At 40.2% G+C, this 20,818-nt stretch carries 18 protein-coding genes and 10 tRNA genes; 7 read left to right on the forward strand and 21 right to left on the reverse strand.

The window, feature by feature from the left end:
* Positions 1-33: 33 nt before the first annotated feature.
* From lnt to miaB, 5 genes are read right to left on the reverse strand one after another with little or no spacing between them, the layout of a single operon-like run.
* Entirely contained in the window at positions 34-1,584 is a 1,551-nt protein-coding gene (lnt, locus tag ATS72_RS01140) for an apolipoprotein N-acyltransferase (RefSeq protein WP_058428621.1), read from the reverse strand.
* Positions 1,565-2,449, reverse strand: coding sequence for a CNNM family magnesium/cobalt transport protein CorC (corC, locus tag ATS72_RS01145; RefSeq protein ID WP_006793412.1), 885 nt, complete (start codon positions 2,447-2,449; stop codon positions 1,565-1,567). The genes lnt and corC overlap by 20 nt, the downstream gene beginning before the upstream one ends.
* Before the next feature lie 22 nt (positions 2,450-2,471).
* A complete protein-coding gene (gene ybeY / locus ATS72_RS01150) occupies positions 2,472-2,930 on the reverse strand; it encodes an rRNA maturation RNase YbeY (RefSeq protein WP_006793413.1) in 459 nt (152 codons plus the stop codon).
* A 4-nt stretch (positions 2,931-2,934) separates the two neighbouring features.
* On the reverse strand, positions 2,935-3,993 hold the full coding sequence (locus ATS72_RS01155) for a PhoH family protein (protein ID WP_006793414.1): 1,059 nt from the start codon (positions 3,991-3,993) through the stop codon (positions 2,935-2,937).
* Positions 3,994-4,044: 51 nt separating this feature from the next.
* Positions 4,045-5,493, reverse strand: a complete 1,449-nt coding sequence (miaB, locus tag ATS72_RS01160; RefSeq protein WP_058428622.1) for a tRNA (N6-isopentenyl adenosine(37)-C2)-methylthiotransferase MiaB — start codon at positions 5,491-5,493, stop codon at positions 4,045-4,047.
* 244 nt (positions 5,494-5,737) lie between these two features.
* On the opposite strand from miaB, the gene ATS72_RS01165 reads away from it, so the two are divergent.
* Both ATS72_RS01165 and ATS72_RS01170 read left to right on the forward strand, forming a co-directional pair.
* Positions 5,738-6,919 (forward strand): FAD-dependent monooxygenase, encoded by a 1,182-nt coding sequence (locus tag ATS72_RS01165; protein ID WP_058428623.1) that lies wholly within the window; start codon positions 5,738-5,740, stop codon positions 6,917-6,919.
* Positions 6,920-7,346: 427 nt separating this feature from the next.
* On the forward strand, positions 7,347-8,675 hold the full coding sequence (locus tag ATS72_RS01170) for a putative bifunctional diguanylate cyclase/phosphodiesterase (protein WP_235591621.1): 1,329 nt from the start codon (positions 7,347-7,349) through the stop codon (positions 8,673-8,675).
* A gap of 303 nt (positions 8,676-8,978) precedes the next feature.
* Here the strand turns inward: ATS72_RS01170 and ATS72_RS01175 are convergent.
* The 16 genes from ATS72_RS01175 to lolB all read right to left on the reverse strand — a co-directional run bounded on the left by ATS72_RS01175 (position 8,979) and on the right by lolB (position 15,499).
* Positions 8,979-9,053 (reverse strand) — tRNA-Gln (locus ATS72_RS01175).
* Positions 9,054-9,092: 39 nt separating this feature from the next.
* Positions 9,093-9,177 (reverse strand) — tRNA-Leu (locus tag ATS72_RS01180).
* A 38-nt stretch (positions 9,178-9,215) separates the two neighbouring features.
* Positions 9,216-9,290 (reverse strand) — tRNA-Gln (locus tag ATS72_RS01185).
* Between the two features lie 40 nt (positions 9,291-9,330).
* A tRNA-Leu gene (locus tag ATS72_RS01190) sits at positions 9,331-9,415 on the reverse strand.
* A gap of 65 nt (positions 9,416-9,480) precedes the next feature.
* Positions 9,481-9,555 (reverse strand) — tRNA-Gln (locus ATS72_RS01195).
* A 40-nt stretch (positions 9,556-9,595) separates the two neighbouring features.
* A tRNA-Leu gene (locus ATS72_RS01200) sits at positions 9,596-9,680 on the reverse strand.
* 95 nt (positions 9,681-9,775) lie between these two features.
* Positions 9,776-9,852, reverse strand: a tRNA-Met gene (locus tag ATS72_RS01205).
* Positions 9,853-9,857: 5 nt separating this feature from the next.
* Positions 9,858-9,932, reverse strand: a tRNA-Gln gene (locus ATS72_RS01210).
* Between the two features lie 40 nt (positions 9,933-9,972).
* Positions 9,973-10,057: transfer RNA gene (locus tag ATS72_RS01215), tRNA-Leu, on the reverse strand.
* A gap of 47 nt (positions 10,058-10,104) precedes the next feature.
* Positions 10,105-10,181, reverse strand: a tRNA-Met gene (locus ATS72_RS01220).
* A gap of 318 nt (positions 10,182-10,499) precedes the next feature.
* Positions 10,500-11,591, reverse strand: coding sequence for a redox-regulated ATPase YchF (gene ychF, locus ATS72_RS01225; protein ID WP_058428625.1), 1,092 nt, complete (start codon positions 11,589-11,591; stop codon positions 10,500-10,502).
* A 53-nt stretch (positions 11,592-11,644) separates the two neighbouring features.
* On the reverse strand, positions 11,645-12,229 hold the full coding sequence (gene pth / locus ATS72_RS01230; protein WP_008133146.1) for an aminoacyl-tRNA hydrolase: 585 nt from the start codon (positions 12,227-12,229) through the stop codon (positions 11,645-11,647).
* Positions 12,230-12,247: 18 nt separating this feature from the next.
* On the reverse strand, positions 12,248-12,865 hold the full coding sequence (locus ATS72_RS01235; RefSeq protein WP_008133144.1) for a 50S ribosomal protein L25/general stress protein Ctc: 618 nt from the start codon (positions 12,863-12,865) through the stop codon (positions 12,248-12,250).
* 150 nt (positions 12,866-13,015) lie between these two features.
* Positions 13,016-13,963 (reverse strand): ribose-phosphate pyrophosphokinase, encoded by a 948-nt coding sequence (locus ATS72_RS01240; protein WP_008133143.1) that lies wholly within the window; start codon positions 13,961-13,963, stop codon positions 13,016-13,018.
* Between the two features lie 88 nt (positions 13,964-14,051).
* Entirely contained in the window at positions 14,052-14,909 is an 858-nt protein-coding gene (gene ispE, locus ATS72_RS01245; RefSeq protein ID WP_010556006.1) for a 4-(cytidine 5'-diphospho)-2-C-methyl-D-erythritol kinase, read from the reverse strand.
* Between the two features lie 2 nt (positions 14,910-14,911).
* On the reverse strand, positions 14,912-15,499 hold the full coding sequence (gene lolB / locus ATS72_RS01250; RefSeq protein ID WP_082652820.1) for a lipoprotein insertase outer membrane protein LolB: 588 nt from the start codon (positions 15,497-15,499) through the stop codon (positions 14,912-14,914).
* Between the two features lie 83 nt (positions 15,500-15,582).
* On the opposite strand from lolB, the gene hemA reads away from it, so the two are divergent.
* The 5 genes from hemA to ATS72_RS01275 are packed head-to-tail and all read left to right on the forward strand — an operon-like array spanning position 15,583 to position 20,775.
* The gene (hemA, locus tag ATS72_RS01255; protein ID WP_170865573.1) at positions 15,583-16,839 is read left to right on the forward strand and encodes a glutamyl-tRNA reductase; all 1,257 of its coding nucleotides are present in this window, start codon (positions 15,583-15,585) and stop codon (positions 16,837-16,839) included.
* A 7-nt stretch (positions 16,840-16,846) separates the two neighbouring features.
* A complete protein-coding gene (prfA, locus tag ATS72_RS01260; RefSeq protein WP_008133139.1) occupies positions 16,847-17,932 on the forward strand; it encodes a peptide chain release factor 1 in 1,086 nt (361 codons plus the stop codon).
* A 2-nt stretch (positions 17,933-17,934) separates the two neighbouring features.
* Positions 17,935-18,774 carry a peptide chain release factor N(5)-glutamine methyltransferase gene (gene prmC, locus ATS72_RS01265; RefSeq protein WP_058428626.1) on the forward strand — a complete coding sequence of 280 codons (840 nt, stop codon included), beginning with the start codon at positions 17,935-17,937 and terminating at the stop codon, positions 18,772-18,774.
* 56 nt (positions 18,775-18,830) lie between these two features.
* On the forward strand, positions 18,831-20,372 hold the full coding sequence (locus ATS72_RS01270; RefSeq protein WP_006794505.1) for a DUF3369 domain-containing protein: 1,542 nt from the start codon (positions 18,831-18,833) through the stop codon (positions 20,370-20,372).
* 28 nt (positions 20,373-20,400) lie between these two features.
* A complete protein-coding gene (locus tag ATS72_RS01275; protein ID WP_006794506.1) occupies positions 20,401-20,775 on the forward strand; it encodes a SirB2 family protein in 375 nt (124 codons plus the stop codon).
* The last annotated feature ends 43 nt before the right edge of the window (positions 20,776-20,818 follow it).

Consider the following 20,818-nt stretch of genomic DNA (forward strand, 5'->3'; position numbering starts at 1 on the left):
TCTCTAATTTGACCCATAAATATTGAGTACCTTTTAGTTTTTAAATCGCATTAGAGTCCCACCAATCCCCAATAACGTCACAATTCCCCATACAAACACATTGCCATATTGGCTATACACGCTATTACCTTGTATCAATTTTACATCGGCTTTTAATACTGCTGCTTCAAACTGTGGCATGGTTTGTTGTGTATTGCTTAGCGGGTCGTATACGGCGCTTACACCGTTGTTGGTAACACGTACCAGCGGGCGTTGTAACTCAAGGGCACGCATGCGGGCAATCTGCATGTGTTGCAATGGCCCAATTGATTGACCAAACCACGCGTCGTTACTTACAGTAAATAATATGTCTGAGTTAGTTTTATAATTGCCACGTACTAAATCGGCAAATACTATTTCGAAGCAAATAGCAGGGAGCAGGTTAAAGCCATTGGCGCGCAAGTTGTTTTGTATTCTGTCGCCACGCGTAAACGACGACATAGGTAAATCAAACAAAGGTGCGATTGGGCGCAGAATATCTTGAAACGGTACAAATTCACCAATCGGCAGTAACTGGTGTTTTTGATAGCGATTTTTACCTAGGTACTCATAATGGCCGTGCTCGTCGCCGCGCTCTTTGTTACCCAGCACTATAAGTGTATTAAATATGGTTTTAGTATCGATTTGGTAGTCAACAATGCCCGTAATAAGGGCGGTTTCATTAAATGAGGCTGCGCTATCTAGCCCAGCTAAGTAGCTGTCGGCAAGGGCTTCTATTTCTGGAACTGCGGCTTCAGGCCAAACAATTAAATCAGCATCCCAATGTGGGCGAGTCATATCTTGGTATTTGCTCATGGTGGTCCAAAACTCGCTAGGCTCAAAGCGAAGGTGCTGCTTTATATTGCCTTGTACTAGTAAAGTCGACATTGACTTACCTGAGTACTCAACGGTGTTTGTTGCACGCGAACCAATACACAAAACAGTAAATACAGTAAGCGTAACCAGCGGGGTCTTTATGTCTTTTTGTGTTATCCGGTACAGTGCAAAGCCAATGGCAATACATACTAAAGTCAGTCCAAATTCACCAATGTAAGGAGCCAGTATATTTAATGGTCCATCGGTTTGGGTATACCCAAAACTTAACCACGGAAACCCGGTAAGGACCACCCCCCGTAAATATTCACTAAGAGCAAAAAAGCTAATAAGCAGCAAACCAAAGCTATTTGGGCTGGTGGCAAAACGAGTTGTTAAGTAGAACGCTAAGGCGGGATAAAGCGCTAAGTAGCCGCACAATAGTGCCATTAACGAAAAAGAGGCTACAAGCGGCATACCGCCAAAGGTAGCTATAGACACATGTACCCAACTAATACCTGCACCAAACCAGCTTAAACCAAATATAAAACCATATTTAGCGGCATTCTTCGCATGGGCTTTTCCGGTATTGTTTGGATTAATACAAAAAATGACAGCTGCAATACTAATAAATGCAATTGGCCAAATTTCAAAAGGGGAGTAGCTAAAAGTTAAAATAAGGCCCGCAATAAATGCGAGCCATGATTTTATATCTTTTGCTAATAGGGTCAGTCTAGTTAGCAGTTTCTTCACTGTCGGTGTCATCAGCCTTAGGAACGGTGACTTGCAGTTGCAAGATACGACGATTGTCGGCATTGGTTACTTTAAATTGGTAACCATCTATATCTATTGTTTCACCACGGCTAGGCATATGGCCAAATGCATGTAAAACGGTGCCACCAATAGTGTCGGCTTCTTCTGTGCTATACCCTGTACTGAAGTGCTCGTTAAAGTCATCTACTGGCGTTAAGGCCTGAACAACATGAACGTGTTTTGCAAGTTGACGAATATCTTGTTGTTCTTCTTCTTCGTCGTGCTCGTCTTCTATTTCCCCAACAATGGTTTCAAGAATATCTTCAATTGTAACGAGTCCCGATACACCGCCGTATTCATCAATAACGACAGCCATATGATAGCGTTGCTGACGAAATTCATTAAGCAGAGTGTCAACACGTTTGCTCTCAGGTACGACCATGGCAGGGCGTAAGTAATCGCGTATTGAAGGTAAATGCTCGTCTTTATTTAAGATAAGCGGCAGCAAATCTTTAGCAAGTAAAAAACCTTCTACGTGATCTTTGTCTTCAATCACCACAGGGAAGCGTGAGTGAGTTGAGTCAACCATCATGGGTATTAGCTCTTCAAGCGGGCTGTCGATCTCAAGAGTGACCATTTGTGAGCGCGGGATCATTATGTCTCGCACTTTAAGCTCAGATACACTAAGCACACCTTCAATCATTTCTTTTGTTTCTGGATCGATTACGTCTCGTTCTTGCGCATCGGCAATCACTTCGACCAGCTCTTCTCTATTCTGGGGTTCCCCTTGCAGCATTTGGGTTATTCTACCCAACCACGTTTTGCCAGAAGAACCCTGGCTAGATTGCGAGTTACCGTCGCTCATTGCGTCTAATTGCTCCGTTAATTTAAATTTCGTCCCGGTATGGGTCTGCTATATTTAGCTCTGCAAGTAATTGCTTTTCTATGCTTTCCATTTGCAAAGCGTCTTCACTCTTTATATGGTCAAATCCAAGTAAATGCAAGCACCCATGAATGACCATGTGGGCAAAGTGGTCATGAAATGACTTCTCTTGCTCCACTGCTTCAGCCAATACAATGGCTGGGCAAATAACTAAGTCACCAACAAGGGGAAGCTCTATTCCTGGTGGCGCTTCAAATTCAAACGACAATACGTTAGTGGGTTTGTTTTTACCCCGGTAGTCGTTATTAAGCTGTTGTGATTGCGCTTCGTCGCTAATTACTATGGTGAGTTCTGACTCATCACGATATTGGCTTAACGCTTTATCAGCCCATAATGCAAATTGGGCTTCACTAGGGAGGTTGTCAAACTCACAGGCTATTTGTAAATCAAGTTCGGTTGTCAAAGTATTACTCTTTAGTAGTAGAGTTAAGTTGAGCAGCTAGCTCGTCTTTTGCTTTTTGCTTTTCAATTCGCTTCAAGCGCTCGCTCTCATCGTTACGCTCGTATGCTTCAACAATGCGCGCAACAACAGGGTGGCGCACTACATCGTGTGCTTTGAAGTAGTTAAAACTAATTTCATCTACACTGTCGAGCACTTCAATAGCATGGCGCAGGCCAGAGCGTGTACCGCGCGGTAAATCAACTTGGGTTATATCACCAGTGATCACCGCTTTTGAATTAAACCCTATACGGGTTAAAAACATTTTCATCTGTTCTGCTGTGGTATTTTGACTTTCATCTAAAATAATAAACGCATCGTTTAATGTACGACCACGCATATAAGCAAGGGGTGCAACTTCAATGATGTTTTTTTCTATTAGCTTTTCGACTTTTTCAAAACCGAGCATCTCGAATAGCGCATCGTAAAGCGGGCGCAGGTATGGGTCAATTTTTTGGCTTAAGTCACCAGGTAAAAAACCAAGCTTTTCACCAGCTTCTACAGCGGGGCGCGTTAACAAAATACGACGAATTTCTTGTCGCTCAAGGGCATCAACTGCGGCAGCTACTGCTAGATAGGTTTTACCTGTACCAGCAGGGCCTATACCAAAAGTAATGTCGTGATTTAATATATTGGCAACGTAAAGGCCTTGGTTGTCGTTTCGCGGCTTAATAACACCACGGCGCGTTTTTATAACCATTTCTTTGCCGTATGCACTGCTTGAAGCATCTTGCTCTAGGGCTTTAGATTCGGTAATTGCCAAGTGAACATTATCAGGTTCTATTTCACCAATAACACCGCGCACAGGTTGAGTATCAACATATAGATTTTTTAAGATTTCGACCGCAGAGGCACTATTGAGTAGCTTTCCCGTTACTTTAAAAAAGTTGTCACGGTGAATAATTTCAACAGCTAGGCGGCGTTCAATTTGTTTGATGTTTTCGTCAAACGGGCCACATAAAGAAGAAAGGCGTTTGTTATCGGCAGGTTCTAAATAAATCTCTAATGTTTTTAACTGATTACTCAAAATTGCTTCCTATAGAACGGCGCCAGTATTTACTGGCGCTAGGTATATTGACTAAGGAACGAAAGTAGCTACGCCAATTTCGTTAAGAGTCTCTGGTTTTGGCTCACTGCTTGCTGCTTTGGTTAAAATAGCTGATGGAGCGATATCGCGTCGTAAGTTCATTTCTGATTCTGTACGAATTAAGTCACCACGTAAAGAGTTAGGCAGTGCTTCAGTGATACGTACATCAACGAACTGGCCGATCACCGAATGTGGACCAACAAAGTTAACAACACGGTTATTTTCGGTACGACCGCGTAATTCCATTGGATTCTTTTTCGATGGACCTTCAACCAAAATACGCTGTTCTGTATCGAACATTTGGCGGCTAATGTGCTGTGCCATTTGTGTAATACGGTTCTGTAACAGGTATAAGCGTTCTTTTTTCTCTTGCTCAGTTACGTCGTCTGGTAAATCTGCCGCAGGTGTTCCAGGGCGTGCGCTATAAATAAAGCTAAAGCTCATATCAAACCCAATATCGTTGATAAGGTTCATCGTGGCTTCAAAATCAGCTTTACTCTCACCCGGGAAACCGATGATGAAATCTGAAGACATGCTTAAGTTAGGGCGAATTTTACGCAGCTTTCTAATTGTTGATTTGTATTCAAGTGCTGTATGGCCGCGTTTCATTAGGTTTAGTATACGGTCAGAGCCACTTTGTACCGGTAAGTGTAAGTGATCTACAAGCTCTGGTACGTCAGCATATGCATCAATAATATCTGGTGTAAATTCTACTGGGTGCGATGTTGTATAACGAATACGGTCAATACCATCAATTGCAGCAATTAATCGAATTAAATCTGAGAAGTAGCAAATGTCGCCATCGTGAGTATCACCACGGTATGCGTTTACATTTTGCCCCAATAGATTTACTTCACGCACGCCTTGCTCTGCAAGTTGTGCCACTTCAAGGAGTACGTCATCAACTGGGCGGCTAACTTCTTCGCCACGGGTATAAGGTACAACACAAAAGGTACAATACTTAGAACACCCTTCCATTATTGATACAAACGCAGAAGGGCCCTCAGCTTTTGGCTCAGGTAGGCGGTCAAACTTTTCAATTTCTGGGAACGAAATATCAACAACTGACGAACCTTTATTACCTTGCACTTGCTTAATCATTTCAGGTAAACGGTGCAGTGTTTGTGGGCCAAAAATAACATCTACAAATGGAGCTCGCTGGCGAATAGAATCACCTTCTTGAGAGGCAACACAGCCACCTACACCAATAATTAGCTCAGGCTTGTCGTCTTTTAACAACTTCCAACGGCCTAATTGGTGAAATACTTTTTCTTGTGCTTTTTCACGAATTGAACAGGTGTTAAGTAAGATTACGTCGGCATCTGTTGCATCTTCAGTTAGCTGGTAGCCATTGGTGGCATCTAAAAGTTCAGCCATTTTCTGAGAGTCGTATTCGTTCATCTGACAACCCCAGGTTTTGATATGCAGCTTTTTGCTCATTGAAATTTAGCCTCGTGTTCAATTCGATAATGGCACAAATATGTGCTTGAAACAGAATTAAGGAGCAAGCTTGCTCACTTAAAGGACGCGTATTTTAGCTGGATACCCGCCCAGATCCAAGTATAGTTTTCATGTTTGTGATCTCAAATCAAACTCAGACGAGTTTAATAGCTTGATAGTTATATACTCTCGCACTGTAGCGGTGAGTTACGGTACAATTAAAATAGATTAACGTATTAACAAAATGATGAAAAACATGACTCAAAATAATGTGATAGTGGTTGGCGGCGGCATGGTTGGTGCGGCAATGGCAATAAAGTTAGCACAACAGGGAAAGTCAGTGCGCATTATCGAAAAACACCTAATCGATCCGTCTCATGTTTTGAGTAATGACAACGTTGATATAAGAGTATCAGCTATTAATCGTTTTTCTGAAAAGTTACTCGATGGTTTAGGGGCTATGCCCATTTTAAGAAAAGGCCGGATTGCGCCATACCAACAGTTAGAAGCTTTTGAACGCGGCGACGATAAATTGTTATTTGATTGCGCCGACATTAATACCACGCATTTGGGTCACTTAATCGAAAACAGTTTAATACAAGCCAGTTTATGGATGCAGTTTGAGCAATACGATATTGAAGTCATCGAGCAAAAACAGGTTGTTAGTAAAATTGAACAAAATGCCGATTCGATTACCTTGGTATATGGCGAGCAACGTTATACCGCCAGCTTAGTGGTTGCAGCCGATGGCGGACAATCACAATTACGAACTAAAGCAAATATTGGTGTAACCGGTTGGCAGTACCAGCAGCAATGTATGGGCGTACTTATTAAGTCGGACGCGCCTCAACAAATAAAGACATGGCAGCAATTTACGCCATCAGGCCCGTTGGCTTTTTTACCTATGCAAGCACCTTACGCTAATTTAATTTGGTATGACGATGGCAACACATTAAACACATTTAAAGGATTAGATGGAGCACAATTAAAAAGTCATATTTTGGCTAAGTTCCCTGGCCTTGCAGGCGATTTTGACGTGCAAAGTCATGCAGTGTTTCCAATTACTCGTCAACATGCTAATAATTATTCTTGTGGTCGTTTGGTGTTAGTAGGCGATGCTGCGCACACTATTAATCCACTGGCTGGGCAGGGCGTTAACTTGGGCTTCCAGGACGTGGTCGCTTTAGCCACTCTATTAAATGATGCAACCGACGTAGGATGTGCGTTAAAGCTGCAAGAGTACGAACGCGCCCGCCGAAAAGCTAACTTATTAATGATGAGTATGATGGATGCCTGCTATTTTGGTTTTTCAAACCAAATAGCGCCACTAAAATGGGCGCGTAGCCAATTTTTAAAAATGGCTAACAATACTGGGGTGGTAAAAAACTGGGTATTAAAGTACGCAATTAGCGGTGAATTTAGCTAAGAATATGCGTTTACATTTAAGATATGCATTTTACTCATTAAACCAATTTGTAATCCTTTGACTATTCAGCCCTTAAAATGAGAGCTTAAAAGTTATTTTAAAGCTCTTAATCCTAATTTTATTTCCCTTTTACGTATATTTGCCATACTCAAGCAATAAGAAGTCTTTAGTTTGAGGGGCTATGGAAAGTTTATTAATTGTAATCTTATTAGGTATTTTGCTTTTAGGTTTTAGCATTCAGCCAATAATAACAATATGCAAAAAGACTAAAAATATGGCATGGAGTTTACTTCTTGCTTTAGTTGTTTTATTTATTTTTGGGTATTGTTGGATATTACATTATTTTGCAAATAACACTTTAGATAACTTGGTCTTAATTAGTATCTCACTCATTTTATTAGGAGGGGGTATTTTTGTATTTCTAATAATGCGCCTCAGCTTAAAAAGTATTTTAGAAATAGAAAAGTCTGAAAATCATCAACGATTCCTAGCAGAGCATGACAGCTTAACAAGCCTCCCTAATCGCAAGTGTTTTTTTAATCTATTGATTCAGCATATTAATAATGAGCAACCATTTAGTTTATTTTTATTTGATTTAAGTAATTTTAAACGTGTAAATGAGCTCTACGGTAATAGCTTAGGAGATGAATTGTTGTGCATATTCTCCAAAACGTTAAATCTAAATTTATTAAACATAGGTGAACTGCACCGAATTGGCGGTGATGAATTTGCGTTAATTTTAGATTCAGCAAATGAGCAAGATATTTATGATTGTATTGAAGTTATAAAGGGCTCTGTTGAAGAGCCTTTTTTAATTAATGCGCAAAAAGTATGGTTAAAGCTAAAAGTCGGCATTAGCTCATATCCTCAAGATGCGTTTTATGCCAATGAGCTATTTAAAAATGCAGATTTAGCTTTACTTGAAGCTAAAAGCACACAGCAGTTATTTGTTAATTATTTTGAAGGATTGAGTGAAAGGGCTGATAACTTTCTTGATATGACTACAAAAATAAAAAACGCCCTTATAAACCATGAATTTGAGCTTTATTTTCAGCCAATATTTTGCACTCGTTTTGACGAAATACATGGTGCAGAAGTATTAATTAGGTGGCCCCAACAAGACGGTTCGTTTATTGCTCCGGATCAATTTATTAAAGTGGCAGAGCGTACAGGGGTGATTCTTAGTATCACTCAATGGGTTGTAATTGAAACAATAAAAAATTTACAGCGTTTAAAATCGTTAGGTTTTACTGGCACCATGCACGTAAATTTATCAACACGAGACCTTGAAAGTGAGAGCTTTGTGGAGTTTATAGAAGAGCTCCTTAAAGATGATCCTACGTTAAGTAACTACATTGTTTTTGAAATTACAGAAGGTGCAATGATGACTGACTTGGAGGCCGCTCGAGCAATGATGTACAAACTTAACCGTCGTGGATTTGAATTTAGTGTAGATGACTTTGGTACCGGGTTTTCTTCCTTATCTTTACTGCGAGAGCTACCTATAAATCAAATTAAAATAGATCGGTCTTTCATTAATAATATGCTTACTAAGATAGCTGATTATGCAATTGTAGAATCGACGTTATTTTTAGCACATCGGCTCAATTGTAATGTGGTTGCAGAAGGAATCGAAACGAAGGAGCTACAAGAAGTACTTAAATCAATGAATTGTGAATTCCTTCAAGGCTATTATTTTAGCAAGCCACTACCTTTAGAGCGCTTTATAGAGAAATACTTAAATAAAGGCAGCTAAAGCATTATGTAGTAATAGCAATGCGTAATAAAATTTATGAGACTAAACTTGATGTTAGTAGTATTGAGATTTTTAATAAAACGACTAAGTAACTCAATTTTCACTATGAATCAGCAGTGTTTTTATTTACAGAATTAAATTATTAAACGTATTATTTTTTCAATCAGCTTCAGTACATTTATATCACGAGGTGTTTAGCGACTGATCTTAAAATATTGAATTAGTTGGATAGATTTTATAGAAGATGATCTATTGGATAATAGAATTTATTTTAGATGGTACAAAGGAGAGCGGTTAGAAAATTGGCTGGGATACCAGGATTTGAACCTGGGAATGCCAGGATCAAAACCTGGTGCCTTACCGCTTGGCGATATCCCAACTTTAAATTTGGATGAGTTTTAGTTCTAATTAAGAACGTGGTGCGGAAGGAGAGACTTGAACTCTCACATCCTAAGATACTGGAACCTAAATCCAGCGCGTCTACCAATTCCGCCACTCCCGCAGTTCTATTCTTTAGCAACATTCTTTGGTAGAAGAAGTTGGCTGGGATACCAGGATTTGAACCTGGGAATGCCAGGATCAAAACCTGGTGCCTTACCGCTTGGCGATATCCCAACAAAGAAATATTTGATTGTTTTAGTTCTAATCAAGAACGTGGTGCGGAAGGAGAGACTTGAACTCTCACATCCTAAGATACTGGAACCTAAATCCAGCGCGTCTACCAATTCCGCCACTCCCGCATATAGTTTTATGTTTATACTCATAACAGAGTTATTCTTTAACAACACTCTTTGGTAGAAGAAGTTGGCTGGGATACCAGGATTTGAACCTGGGAATGCCAGGATCAAAACCTGGTGCCTTACCGCTTGGCGATATCCCAACAAAGAATTAGCTGATAATTTTAGTTCTAATCAAGAACATGGTGCGGAAGGAGAGACTTGAACTCTCACATCCTAAGATACTGGAACCTAAATCCAGCGCGTCTACCAATTCCGCCACTCCCGCATTTTTAACTTTGAATAATCAAAGAAAGGTAGTTATTTTAGACTCTTCATTGAGTTGCAATTTAACTCTTGCAGAGCCAATTCTTAAAAAAGAAATGGTGGCTAAGACGGGATTTGAACCTGTGACCCCATCATTATGAGTGATGTGCTCTAACCAGCTGAGCTACTTAGCCATTGTTGGCTGGGATACCAGGATTTGAACCTGGGAATGCCAGGATCAAAACCTGGTGCCTTACCGCTTGGCGATATCCCAACAATAAACAACTGATAGTTTTAATTCTTATCAAGAATAATGGTGCGGAAGGAGAGACTTGAACTCTCACATCCTAAGATACTGGAACCTAAATCCAGCGCGTCTACCAATTCCGCCACTCCCGCACACAAGGTAGTTATTTTAAACTCTTCATTGAGCAACAAAAAATAAATGGTGGCTAAGACGGGATTTGAACCTGTGACCCCATCATTATGAGTGATGTGCTCTAACCAGCTGAGCTACTTAGCCATCTTTTTTGTTAGCACTTCATCGCTGAGTGCGGGGCGTATTATGCTGACATGACCCAAATTCGTCAACACCTTTTTTGCAAAAAAACGCTTAACTGTGTTTGTTTGCAGGAAAATTAAGCTAACAGGCTAAATTTTAATAAAAACGCCGTTTTTTTAACACCGATTAAAGAGGAAGTATAACAGGTTACGCTTTTTTAAAATTAACTTAGTGTTATTTATCCCCAAAAGCTAACAGTGTATATACGTTTAAAAAACAAAAAAGGCTCGTAAAAACGAGCCTTTAAAATTTATTTCCCTAAATAGAGGGAATAAATACTTATACGTTAAACAGGAAGTTCATTACATCGCCATCTTTAACAATGTACTCTTTACCTTCTTGGCGCATTTTACCCGCTTCTTTTGCACCACTTTCACCTTTACAGTTAATGTAGTCGTCATAAGCAATGGTTTGTGCACGGATAAATCCACGTTCAAAATCGGTATGAATTTTACCAGCAGCTTGTGGCGCTGTTGCACCTACAGGAATTGTCCAAGCTCGCACTTCTTTTACGCCTGCGGTAAAGTAAGTTTGTAGCTTGAGTAATTCGTAGCCGCCTCGAATTACAAGGTTAAGGCCTGGCTCTTCTAAGCCAAGGTCAGCCATAAATTCGAGTTTGTCTTCATCATCAAGTTCAGATAACTCAGATTCGATTGCTGCGCACACAGGGACAACCACAGCGCCTTCTGATTCAGCTATAGCGCGAACGCGGTCAAGTAGTGGGTTATTCTCAAAGCCATCCTCTGCTACGTTTGCAATATACATAGTTGGCTTGATAGTTAAGAAGTTGATAGAGCTGATAGCTACTTTTTCTTCTTTAGTTAATTCTAACGATCGAAGTGTAAGGCCTTCATCAAGGTGTACTTTTACTTTTTCAAGCGCCGCATTTTGTTCTTTTGCCTCTTTATCGCCGCCTTTCGCTTTTTTAGCATTACGGAACATCGCTTTCTCAGCGCTGTCCATATCAGCAAGTACTAACTCAGTATTGATCACGTCAATATCGTCAGCAGGGTCAATTGTACCCGCTACGTGTATTACATTTTCGTCTTCAAAACAACGTACTACATGACCAATTGCATCAGTTTCACGGATATTCGCTAGGAACTGATTACCAAGGCCTTCACCTTTTGATGCGCCTTTTACAAGGCCAGCAATATCAACAAACTCCATACTTGTAGTAAGAATACGTTGTGGGTTTACAATTTTAGCAAGCTCGTCCAAGCGAGGATCTGGAACAGGTACCACACCTGTATTAGGCTCAATGGTACAAAAAGGAAAATTAGCGGCTTCAATACCCGCTTTAGTTAATGCATTGAAAAGCGTTGATTTACCTACGTTAGGCAAGCCAACGATGCCACATTTAAAACCCATAGTAAGATACCTTGTTTAGAATTCGTTTAACCGTGCACTTGGACTCAAGTTTATTAGGGTTTAAACGAATGAAGTCTGTTTTGTGCTTTTAGCACGCCGTCTTTTGCAAGTATTTCCATACAACGAACTGCTTCATCTACAGCAGCATCCATTTTTTCTTGGTCAACCTTTGGCGCTTTTCCAAGCACCCAGCCGGTAACCATTTCACGATGTCCTGGATGACCTATGCCAACACGTAAACGCATAAAATCTTTTTGATTTGCCATTTTTGCCATAATGTCTTTTAAGCCATTATGACCACCGTGTCCGCCCCCTTTTTTTAATTTGGCGACACCGGGCTCTAAATCCATCTCGTCATGTGCAACTAAGATATTTTCAACAGGGATTTTGAAAAAGTTGGCTAAACTACTGACCGCTTTACCACTTAAATTCATGTAAGTAGTGGGGATCAATAATTTGAATTCTTGGCCTTGGATTATCACTTTGCCAGTAAGGCCGTGATATTTAGGATCGTGTTTTAGCGTACAGTTGTAGCGTGCTGCGAGTTGCTCGATGAACCAAGCACCTGCATTGTGGCGTGTATTTGCGTATTCGGGGCCTGGATTAGCCAGGCCCACAAGCATTTGAATAGAATTCAAGGTGCGAGACCTTAAATATTATTCTGCAGCGTCTGAAGCTTCTTCGTCTTCAGCTGGAGCTGCTTTGTTTGCTTTGATTGTAACTACTGAAAGGTCATGGCCTTCGCCTTTACCTAATTCAACAGACGCAACGCCTGCAGGTAGTTGTAAATCAGAGATATGGATTGAATCACCAGCTACTAACTCAGAAACATTTACTTCAATGAATTCTGGTAATGCTTTTGGAAGACAAGAAATTTCAACATCAGTTAACTGGTGAACAACAGTTGCGCCAGCTTTAGTTACAATTTCTTCACCGATGAAGTGAAGAGGAACTTTAGTTGTTAATTTATGAGTTGCGTCTACACGTTGGAAATCAAGGTGAGTAAGCTTAGGCTTGAATGGGTGACGTTGAATATCTTTTAAGATAGCTTCAACTTTCTCGCCGCCTACATTAAGTGTAAGAATATGAGTGTAAAAACCTTCGTCTTCTTGTGCTTTGATCATATCTTTATGAGCAAAAGTAAGAGATAAAGCTTCTTTGTCAGCTCCGTAAAGGATTGCAGGAACTTTGTCTTCGCGACGTAGGCGGCGGCTCGCACCAGTACCAGTTTCTACGCGAAGTTCAGCGTCATATGTATAAGTTGTGTTAGACATGATGTCTCCAATTATTTAAAAGTTTAGGGCCTTTGCGACCAAGGTCCCTAGCCAAAAGGCGCGCTATCATACCACTGTGATTCAGTAAAATATACATAGCATACAAAAAAAGCGCCAAAAGGCGCTTTTGTTTTCAGCAAATACCTGAGATTAGTGCTCAAACATCGCTGAAATAGATTCTTCGTTGCTAATACGACGAATAGTTTCTGCTAACATATCAGCAAGCGTTAGCACTTTTACTTTATCAAGCGCTTTAAGTTCATCAGATAATGGAATTGAGTCGGTTACAATAACTTCGTCAATAACAGAATCACGTAAATTTTCAGCTGCTTTACCTGATAAAATAGGGTGAGTTGCATAAGCAAATACGCGTTTAGCACCATGTTCTTTAAGTGCTTCAGCGGCTTTACATAACGTACCGCCAGTATCAATCATGTCATCAACAATGATACAGTCACGGCCTTCTACATCACCAATAATATGCATTACCTGAGAAACATTTGCCTGTGGGCGGCGTTTATCAATAATAGCCAAATCAGTATCGTCTAATAGTTTTGCAATTGCACGTGCGCGCACTACACCACCAATATCTGGAGAAACAATAACAACATCATCAAAATGACGCTCTTTCATATCTTCAAGTAATACAGGGCTACCAAATACATTATCTACTGGTACATCAAAGAAGCCTTGAATTTGCTCTGCATGTAAATCAACCGTAAGTACACGGTCTACACCTACACTCGATAAGAAATCGGCAACAACTTTAGCAGTGATTGGTACGCGGGCAGAACGTACGCGACGGTCTTGGCGGGCATAACCAAAATAAGGAATGACGGCAGTAATACGACCCGCAGATGCGCGACGAAGAGCATCAACCATAACGATAAGTTCCATAAGGTTATCGTTTGTAGGGGCACAGGTTGATTGCAAGATAAAAACATCCGAGCCACGAACATTTTCATTAATTTGAACACTGATCTCACCGTCGCTAAAACGGCCAACAACAGCATCGCCTAATTCAATATATAAACGTTTTGCAACTTTTTGAGCTAACTCAGGTGTTGCGTTACCAGCGAAGAGCTTCATGTCAGGCACGGTAGGGTTCCTCAGGCACTGAAATTTTGGACTAACGAGTAATGATAAAAATCATTACGAGTTAACTTATGATTACTTTTACGTTACTTCATTGATCGAAAATGGCGGTTAACTCCGTATGAGCAGGGGAGATATTAGCATTTGACGCTACAAATCCCTGCCAAGTATGGGGGAGGTTAGCAAGTACATGGCTAGCTTGAGCTTGTGTATCAAACTCTACAAAACAACATGAACCTGTTCCGGTCATCTTCGACGGAGCGTATTTTAGCAACCACTGGAGGGTTTTTTCAACCTCGGGGCATAGCTTTTTAACTAAAGGCTCACAATCGTTGTGCAAAGTTTGCTGTTTCCAATCACCTGAGATTTTTGGTGTATCGCGTTTTAAGTCGGGGTGAGTGAATATTTTAGCGGTGCTTACATGCTGGTTTGGGTGCACAACACAGTACCATTTTTGCGCAAGTTCAACACGGTGTAGTTTTTCCCCAATGCCTTGCGCAATGGCGCTTTCACCACGTATAAATACAGGCACATCAGCCCCTAATTGTAACCCTAAATTAGCAAGTTTATTAATGTCATAATTAATATTCCACAATTTATTGAGCGCTAATAGTGTTGTTGCCGCATCAGAAGACCCCCCTCCAACACCTCCTCCCATAGGCAGTCGTTTTATCAAATTTATTTTTACACCGTGCTTTGTTTTAGTATCAGTTTGTAACATTAAAGCAGCTTTATAGATGAGATTATCTTCAAGTGGTATGTCTTTAGTATCACCAGTGATTAAAATTGATGATTCATCTGTTAACTCAAAAGAGAGCTCATCGCCGAAGTTTAAGAAGGTAAATAAGGTTTCTAATTCGTGATAACCGTCATCTCGGCGCGCATTAATATGTAAAAATAAATTGAGTTTTGCAGGTGCAATAAGTGAAAAAAAGGTTTTGCTATTCATAGTTAATTAAATTGCCAGTCATATAGTTGAATTTTAATTTTAATTTTTTGGTGTTTGAGCGTCAGTTTTGTAGGCAACCAATAACCAGCGGTTTGTATATAATCTGCATAGTTTATTTGCCATTGTTTACTTTCATTATCTAACCAAAGTACTTGTTTCGAACGGCCAAGTTCATCAACTTGCAACGTTTGTGAATCAATAGTGCCTTTAAGCCAGTTATCAGCATTATTAACAGGTAAAGCAAAGCCAGTTAAGCGCTTAAGCAGCGCAGATGCATTGGTATCTACATAAACTTTATCGTCAAATTCAAGCTCAGCAACATTGCGCGACTGTTTTAGTTGTAAAATGCGTGTGCCAATAAATGAAGTCAGTACTAAATTATTGTTATTTTCTTGTTGCTGCCAATTTAAGTTTGCAGATTGGCGCTCATCGGGACTAATAAAAGCAAGTTTCCCCTCTACATGCCAAGTTTTTTGATTGGCGAGTTGACCTTTCCAGTTGTTGTAAACTGCTGTTTTATTTGGTAATTGTTGCGCGCAGCCACTTAAAAACATAAAAGTTATAGCTAATATTAAATAATGTCTAATCAAATGTTGTTCCTTACTTTCCATATTCCGCTGATTTTTGGTAAAATTGCCGCCTTTAAAGTAGGGCTCAGCAATATTTGGCAAACATGACCATAATAGCACTAGGTATAAATCACAAAACTGCTTCCGTAGAACTGCGTGAAAAAGTGGCTTTTTCGCCTGAGCAAATGTCAGAGGCGTTGCAGCAATTAAGTGGCCATGCCGACTTTAATGAAGCTGTGATCGTGTCTACCTGTAACCGAACAGAAATCTATTGTAGCCTTGCTCAGCAAAATTCCCAAACACTGTTAGCATGGCTTGCCAGTTTCCATGGTTTAGATGAACAGGAACTGAGTAATAACATTTATTGCCACGAGGGCAATCAAGCAATTAACCATTTAATGCGCGTTGCCTGCGGTTTAGATTCGCTTGTGTTAGGTGAACCGCAAATTTTAGGGCAAATTAAACAAGCCTATAATAGTGCTAAAACACATGATGCAGTGGGTGTTACGTTTGATCGTTTGTTTCAAAAGACATTTTCGGTTGCTAAAGAGGTCCGAACTGAAACTAACATAGGCGCCAGTGCGGTTTCGGTAGCGTTTGCGGCTGTTAATTTAGCTAAGCATATTTATGGCAAGCTTGATAAAACCAATGTGTTATTAATAGGTGCAGGCGAAACAATAGAACTGGTTGCTAAGCATTTGTATCAAAATGAGCCACAAAATATTACCGTAGCCAATAGAACTATTGAACGAGCCCGCAATTTAGCCGATGAAGTGTCTGCAGATGTCATTGCATTAGCGCAGTTGCCAGAGCGTTTGCATAACGCAGATATTATAATAAGCTCAACGGCCAGTACACTGCCTATTATTGGTAAAGGTGTTGTGGAGCAAGCACTAAAGCAGCGCCGTAACAAACCGATGTTGTTTATTGATATTGCGGTACCGCGCGACATTGAGAGCCAAGTTGGTGAGCTAGATGCGGCTTATTTATACTCGGTTGACGACTTACAAACGATTGTAAGTGAAAATATGGCAGCGCGAGAACAAGCCGCACAGCAGGCACAGATAATTATTACTGAGCGCACCAAAGAGTTTTGTATGTGGATGCGTTCACTCGATTCTGTGGGGTTAATTCGTCACTATCGAAACGATGTTCAAACAATTAAGTCTGAATTAGTAGAAAGAGCAGTTAGCCAGCTCTCTAGTGGTAAAGACGCAGAAAAAGTAATTTTAGAATTGGCCAATAAGTTAACCAACCGCTTAATGCACGCGCCTACCCGTGCCATTCAAGATGCGGCTAAAAAAGGTGAAGTGGCTCAATTAAATCAGTTGAAAAAAATGTTAGGTATTGATCAGGAATAACCGTTAAATGAAAGAGTCTGTTTATAATAAATTAGAAACGCTAGTAGAGCGCTACGAAGAAGTACAAGCACTGTTGAGCGACCCGTCGGTTATTAGCGATCAAAATCGCTTTCGTGGCCTTTCAAAAGAATACTCTGAGCTTGAAGAAATAGTTAAAACTTTTTTATCGTTTCAACAAACAAAAGAAGATTTAGCAAGCGCTGAAGAGATGCTTAAAGACTCAGACCCTGATATGCGAGAAATGGCACAGGAAGAGTATAAAGAAGCCAAAGCACAAATATTAAGCCTTGAAGATGAAATTCAGGTATTAATGCTTCCTAAAGATCCAAAAGATAATAACAATGTATTTTTAGAAGTCCGCGCAGGTACAGGGGGTGATGAAGCCGCTATTTTTGCCGGTGATTTATTTAGAATGTACAGCCGTTTTGCTGAAACGCAAAAGTGGAAATTAGAAGTAGTAACTACCAATGAAGGCGAACACGGTGGTTACAAAGAAGTCATTGCTAACATTAGCGGTGAAGGCGTATACGGTAAGCTTAAATTTGAGTCTGGCGTACACCGTGTACAACGTGTACCAGAGACTGAATCGCAAGGTCGTGTTCATACATCGGCGTGCACTGTAGCGGTAATGGCAGAAATTCCAGAAGCTGAAGCAATTGAAATTAACACCGCCGATATAAAAGTAGATACTTTTAGAGCATCGGGTGCAGGTGGCCAGCACGTAAATAAAACTGACTCAGCAATTCGTATTACGCATTTACCTACGGGTGTGGTTGTTGAATGTCAAGATGAGCGTTCGCAGCATAAAAACCGTGCTAAAGCGATGTCAGTACTTGCAGCACGTTTACAGCAAGCTGAAGATGAGAAGCGTCATGCAGCAGAAGCCTCTGAGCGTCGCAACTTAGTTGGTAGTGGTGACCGTTCTGAACGTATTCGTACATATAACTATCCGCAGGGACGTATAACCGATCACCGTATCAACTTAACGCTGTACCGCTTAAATGAAGTTGTAGCGGGTGATTTAGGTGCCATTGTAGACCCCTTAATGCAAGAGCATCAGGCTGATTTACTTGCCGCAATGGGCGATGAGTAATAGTGAATCAAACTCTCGAGCAAGCTGTTGCTGCTGGCGCTAATTTATTAGCGCAAAGCAGCGAAAGTGCGAAATTAGACGCACAGGTATTACTTCTTCATGTTCTTGATAAACCACGGAGCTATCTTTTTACTTGGCCCGAAAGGTTGCTCAGTACTGAGCAACAAAACACCTTTGACACTCTTTGCGCTCGGAGATTAAACGGCGAACCTGTAGCGCATATTACAGGGCAACGTGAGTTTTGGAGTTTAACCTTAGAAGTCAATGCAACAACGTTAATTCCGCGGCCAGATACTGAAACATTAGTTGAGGCTGCACTTGGTTTAGGAATTTCGGAAAATGCAAAAGTTTTGGACTTGGGAACAGGTACTGGGGCAATTGCATTGGCATTGGGTAGTGAAATGCCTTTGTGGAATATTACAGCGGTAGATAAAGTGACTGACGCTGTAGCGCTTGCAACTCGGAATCAACAGCGTCTAGGACTTAGTAATGTGCGTGTTAAACAAAGCAATTGGTTTAGCTCACTTGATAATGAATATTTTGATCTTATAGTGACCAACCCACCGTACATAGAAAGTAGTGACGAACATTTGGCTCAAGGCGATGTGCGATTTGAACCTTTATCTGCCTTAGTTGCTGAAGATTCAGGAATGTCTGATATTAAACAAATAATTACACAATCACGTGACTATTTGCTATCTAGTGGCTATCTTCTAATAGAGCACGGTTATGACCAAGGTTTTGCTGTTCGTGAATTTTTTAAAACGATGGCCTTTGTTAATATTAAAACGATAAAAGATCTTGGTGAAAATGACCGTGTAACGCTCGCACAGTGGCCATAATAAGCTTAATTATTACTGCATCCGTGTGTTAAATGTGTCATGTAGGAATTCTAATTATGATGGGTGACTTTTTATTTTCAGATGAGCCAGATACACCGGTAGATAACACCGATTTGGGCACCTGGAAAGTACTAATCGTTGATGACGAACCTGAAGTTCATGCAGTTACTAAATTGGCATTGAGTGATTTTGAGTTTCAAAATAAACGTTTAGAATTTATCAGCGCGTATTCTGGCGCTGAGGCTAAAACTTTAATTGATGAGCATAAAGACGCAGCAATTGTTCTACTTGATGTTGTAATGGAAACAGACGATGCAGGCCTACAAGTTGTAAAATACATTCGTGAAACCGCAAAAAATAACCACATTCGTATTATTTTACGTACCGGCCAACCTGGTCAGGCACCAGAACGCCAAGTAATAGTTAATTTTGATATTAACGACTACAAATCAAAAACAGAACTCACCGCACAAAAATTGTTTACAGTTATCATGTCGAGCCTTCGTTCGTACCGCGATATTATTTCAATAGAACAATCTCGTGTTGGCCTTGAGAAAATAATAACTGCATCACGCAATATTTTTTCTGCACATTCAATAGAGCATTTTATAGAAGGAGTAATGCAGCAACTTACATCATTGCTTGGTATTTCAGATCAGGCTATGTACGCGACCACCCTTGTTGCACAAAACCCAGCATCTCAGAACAATAAAATGATTATTTGTTCAGGTACCGGTGAGTTTGAAAAAAGTGAAGGTAAAGACCTTGAAGAGGTGCTACACGCAGAGCAATTAAGCGCATGCCAAGAAGCGTTAAATAATCAGTCTATTATCTACAAAGATAATTACCTATTTGCTTATTGCAGCAGTGAATATAACCACAGCTCAATGCTGTTTATCACAGGCATTCCAAATACACTAACCGATACACAACGCAACCTCGTTGAAATTTTTGCTCAAAATGTACAATTAGCCTTTGAAAATGTTCAGTTACAATCAGAGATTGAGGCCACACAACAAGAGCTTGTTTACAGATTAAGTGAAGCGGTTGAACAACGCTCTACTGAAACAGGTAATCATGTAAAACGTGTTGCACATATTTGCCATGCTTTGGCGCTTGGTTATGGTTTATCTAAACAGCAAGCTGATTTGATTAGATTAGCTGCGCCTTTGCATGATGTAGGTAAAGTAGGTATCCCCGATTCGGTATTAAATAAGCCCGCAAGGCTTGATGCACCAGAGTGGGAAGTAATGAAAACCCACACTGATAAAGGCTATGGTATTTTAAAAGGATCAGCTCATGAAATTGTCAGTGCAGGTGCCACTATAGCCAAGGAACATCACGAAAAGTGGGATGGTTCTGGTTACCCTGAAGGTTTAGCAGGGAATAAAATTAATATATTCGGCCGCATTGTGGCATTGGCTGATGTATATGATGCGTTAAGGCACAAACGCTGCTATAAAGATTCATGGACGCTCGAGCGTGTTGTTGAAGAGATAAACGCACAAAAAGGCACGCATTTTGAACCAAAGTTAGTTGATGTTTTTAACGCAAATCTTGATGAACTTGAAATAATTATCAAACGTTACCCAGATTAATTTTATATAAATAGAAGAACAGAGGCATATGGATTATTTAGCAGTAAAGCACTCACACATGGCAATAGCAGCATTGAGTGTAGTTTTATTTTATATTCGATCTTTTTCACGAATGGGCAGTGGCAAAATTGCTCGTAATAAACTTGTATTTATTGGTAGCCATAGCATTGATACATTACTTTTAATTTCTGCATTTACACTTATGTATATGGGGAAGATAAACCCGTTTGAACAACATTGGTTATTAGAAAAAATTATATTAGTGGTTGCTTATATTGCTATTGGAATTATAAGCGCTAAGCAAACTAATTTTTTGGCTAAAATATCTTACCTTATTGTAAATACGTTTGTTATTTTAGCTATTGGTTATTTGGCAACAGCCAAGTCAGCATTACTACTTTAAGCCTTAAATAAATTTACCGAGCTTTAGTATCTCTAAAGCTCGA

The sequence above is a fragment of the Pseudoalteromonas sp. 13-15 genome (assembly GCF_001468205.2).
GTDB classification, from domain to species: Bacteria; Pseudomonadota; Gammaproteobacteria; order Enterobacterales; family Alteromonadaceae; genus Pseudoalteromonas; species Pseudoalteromonas marina.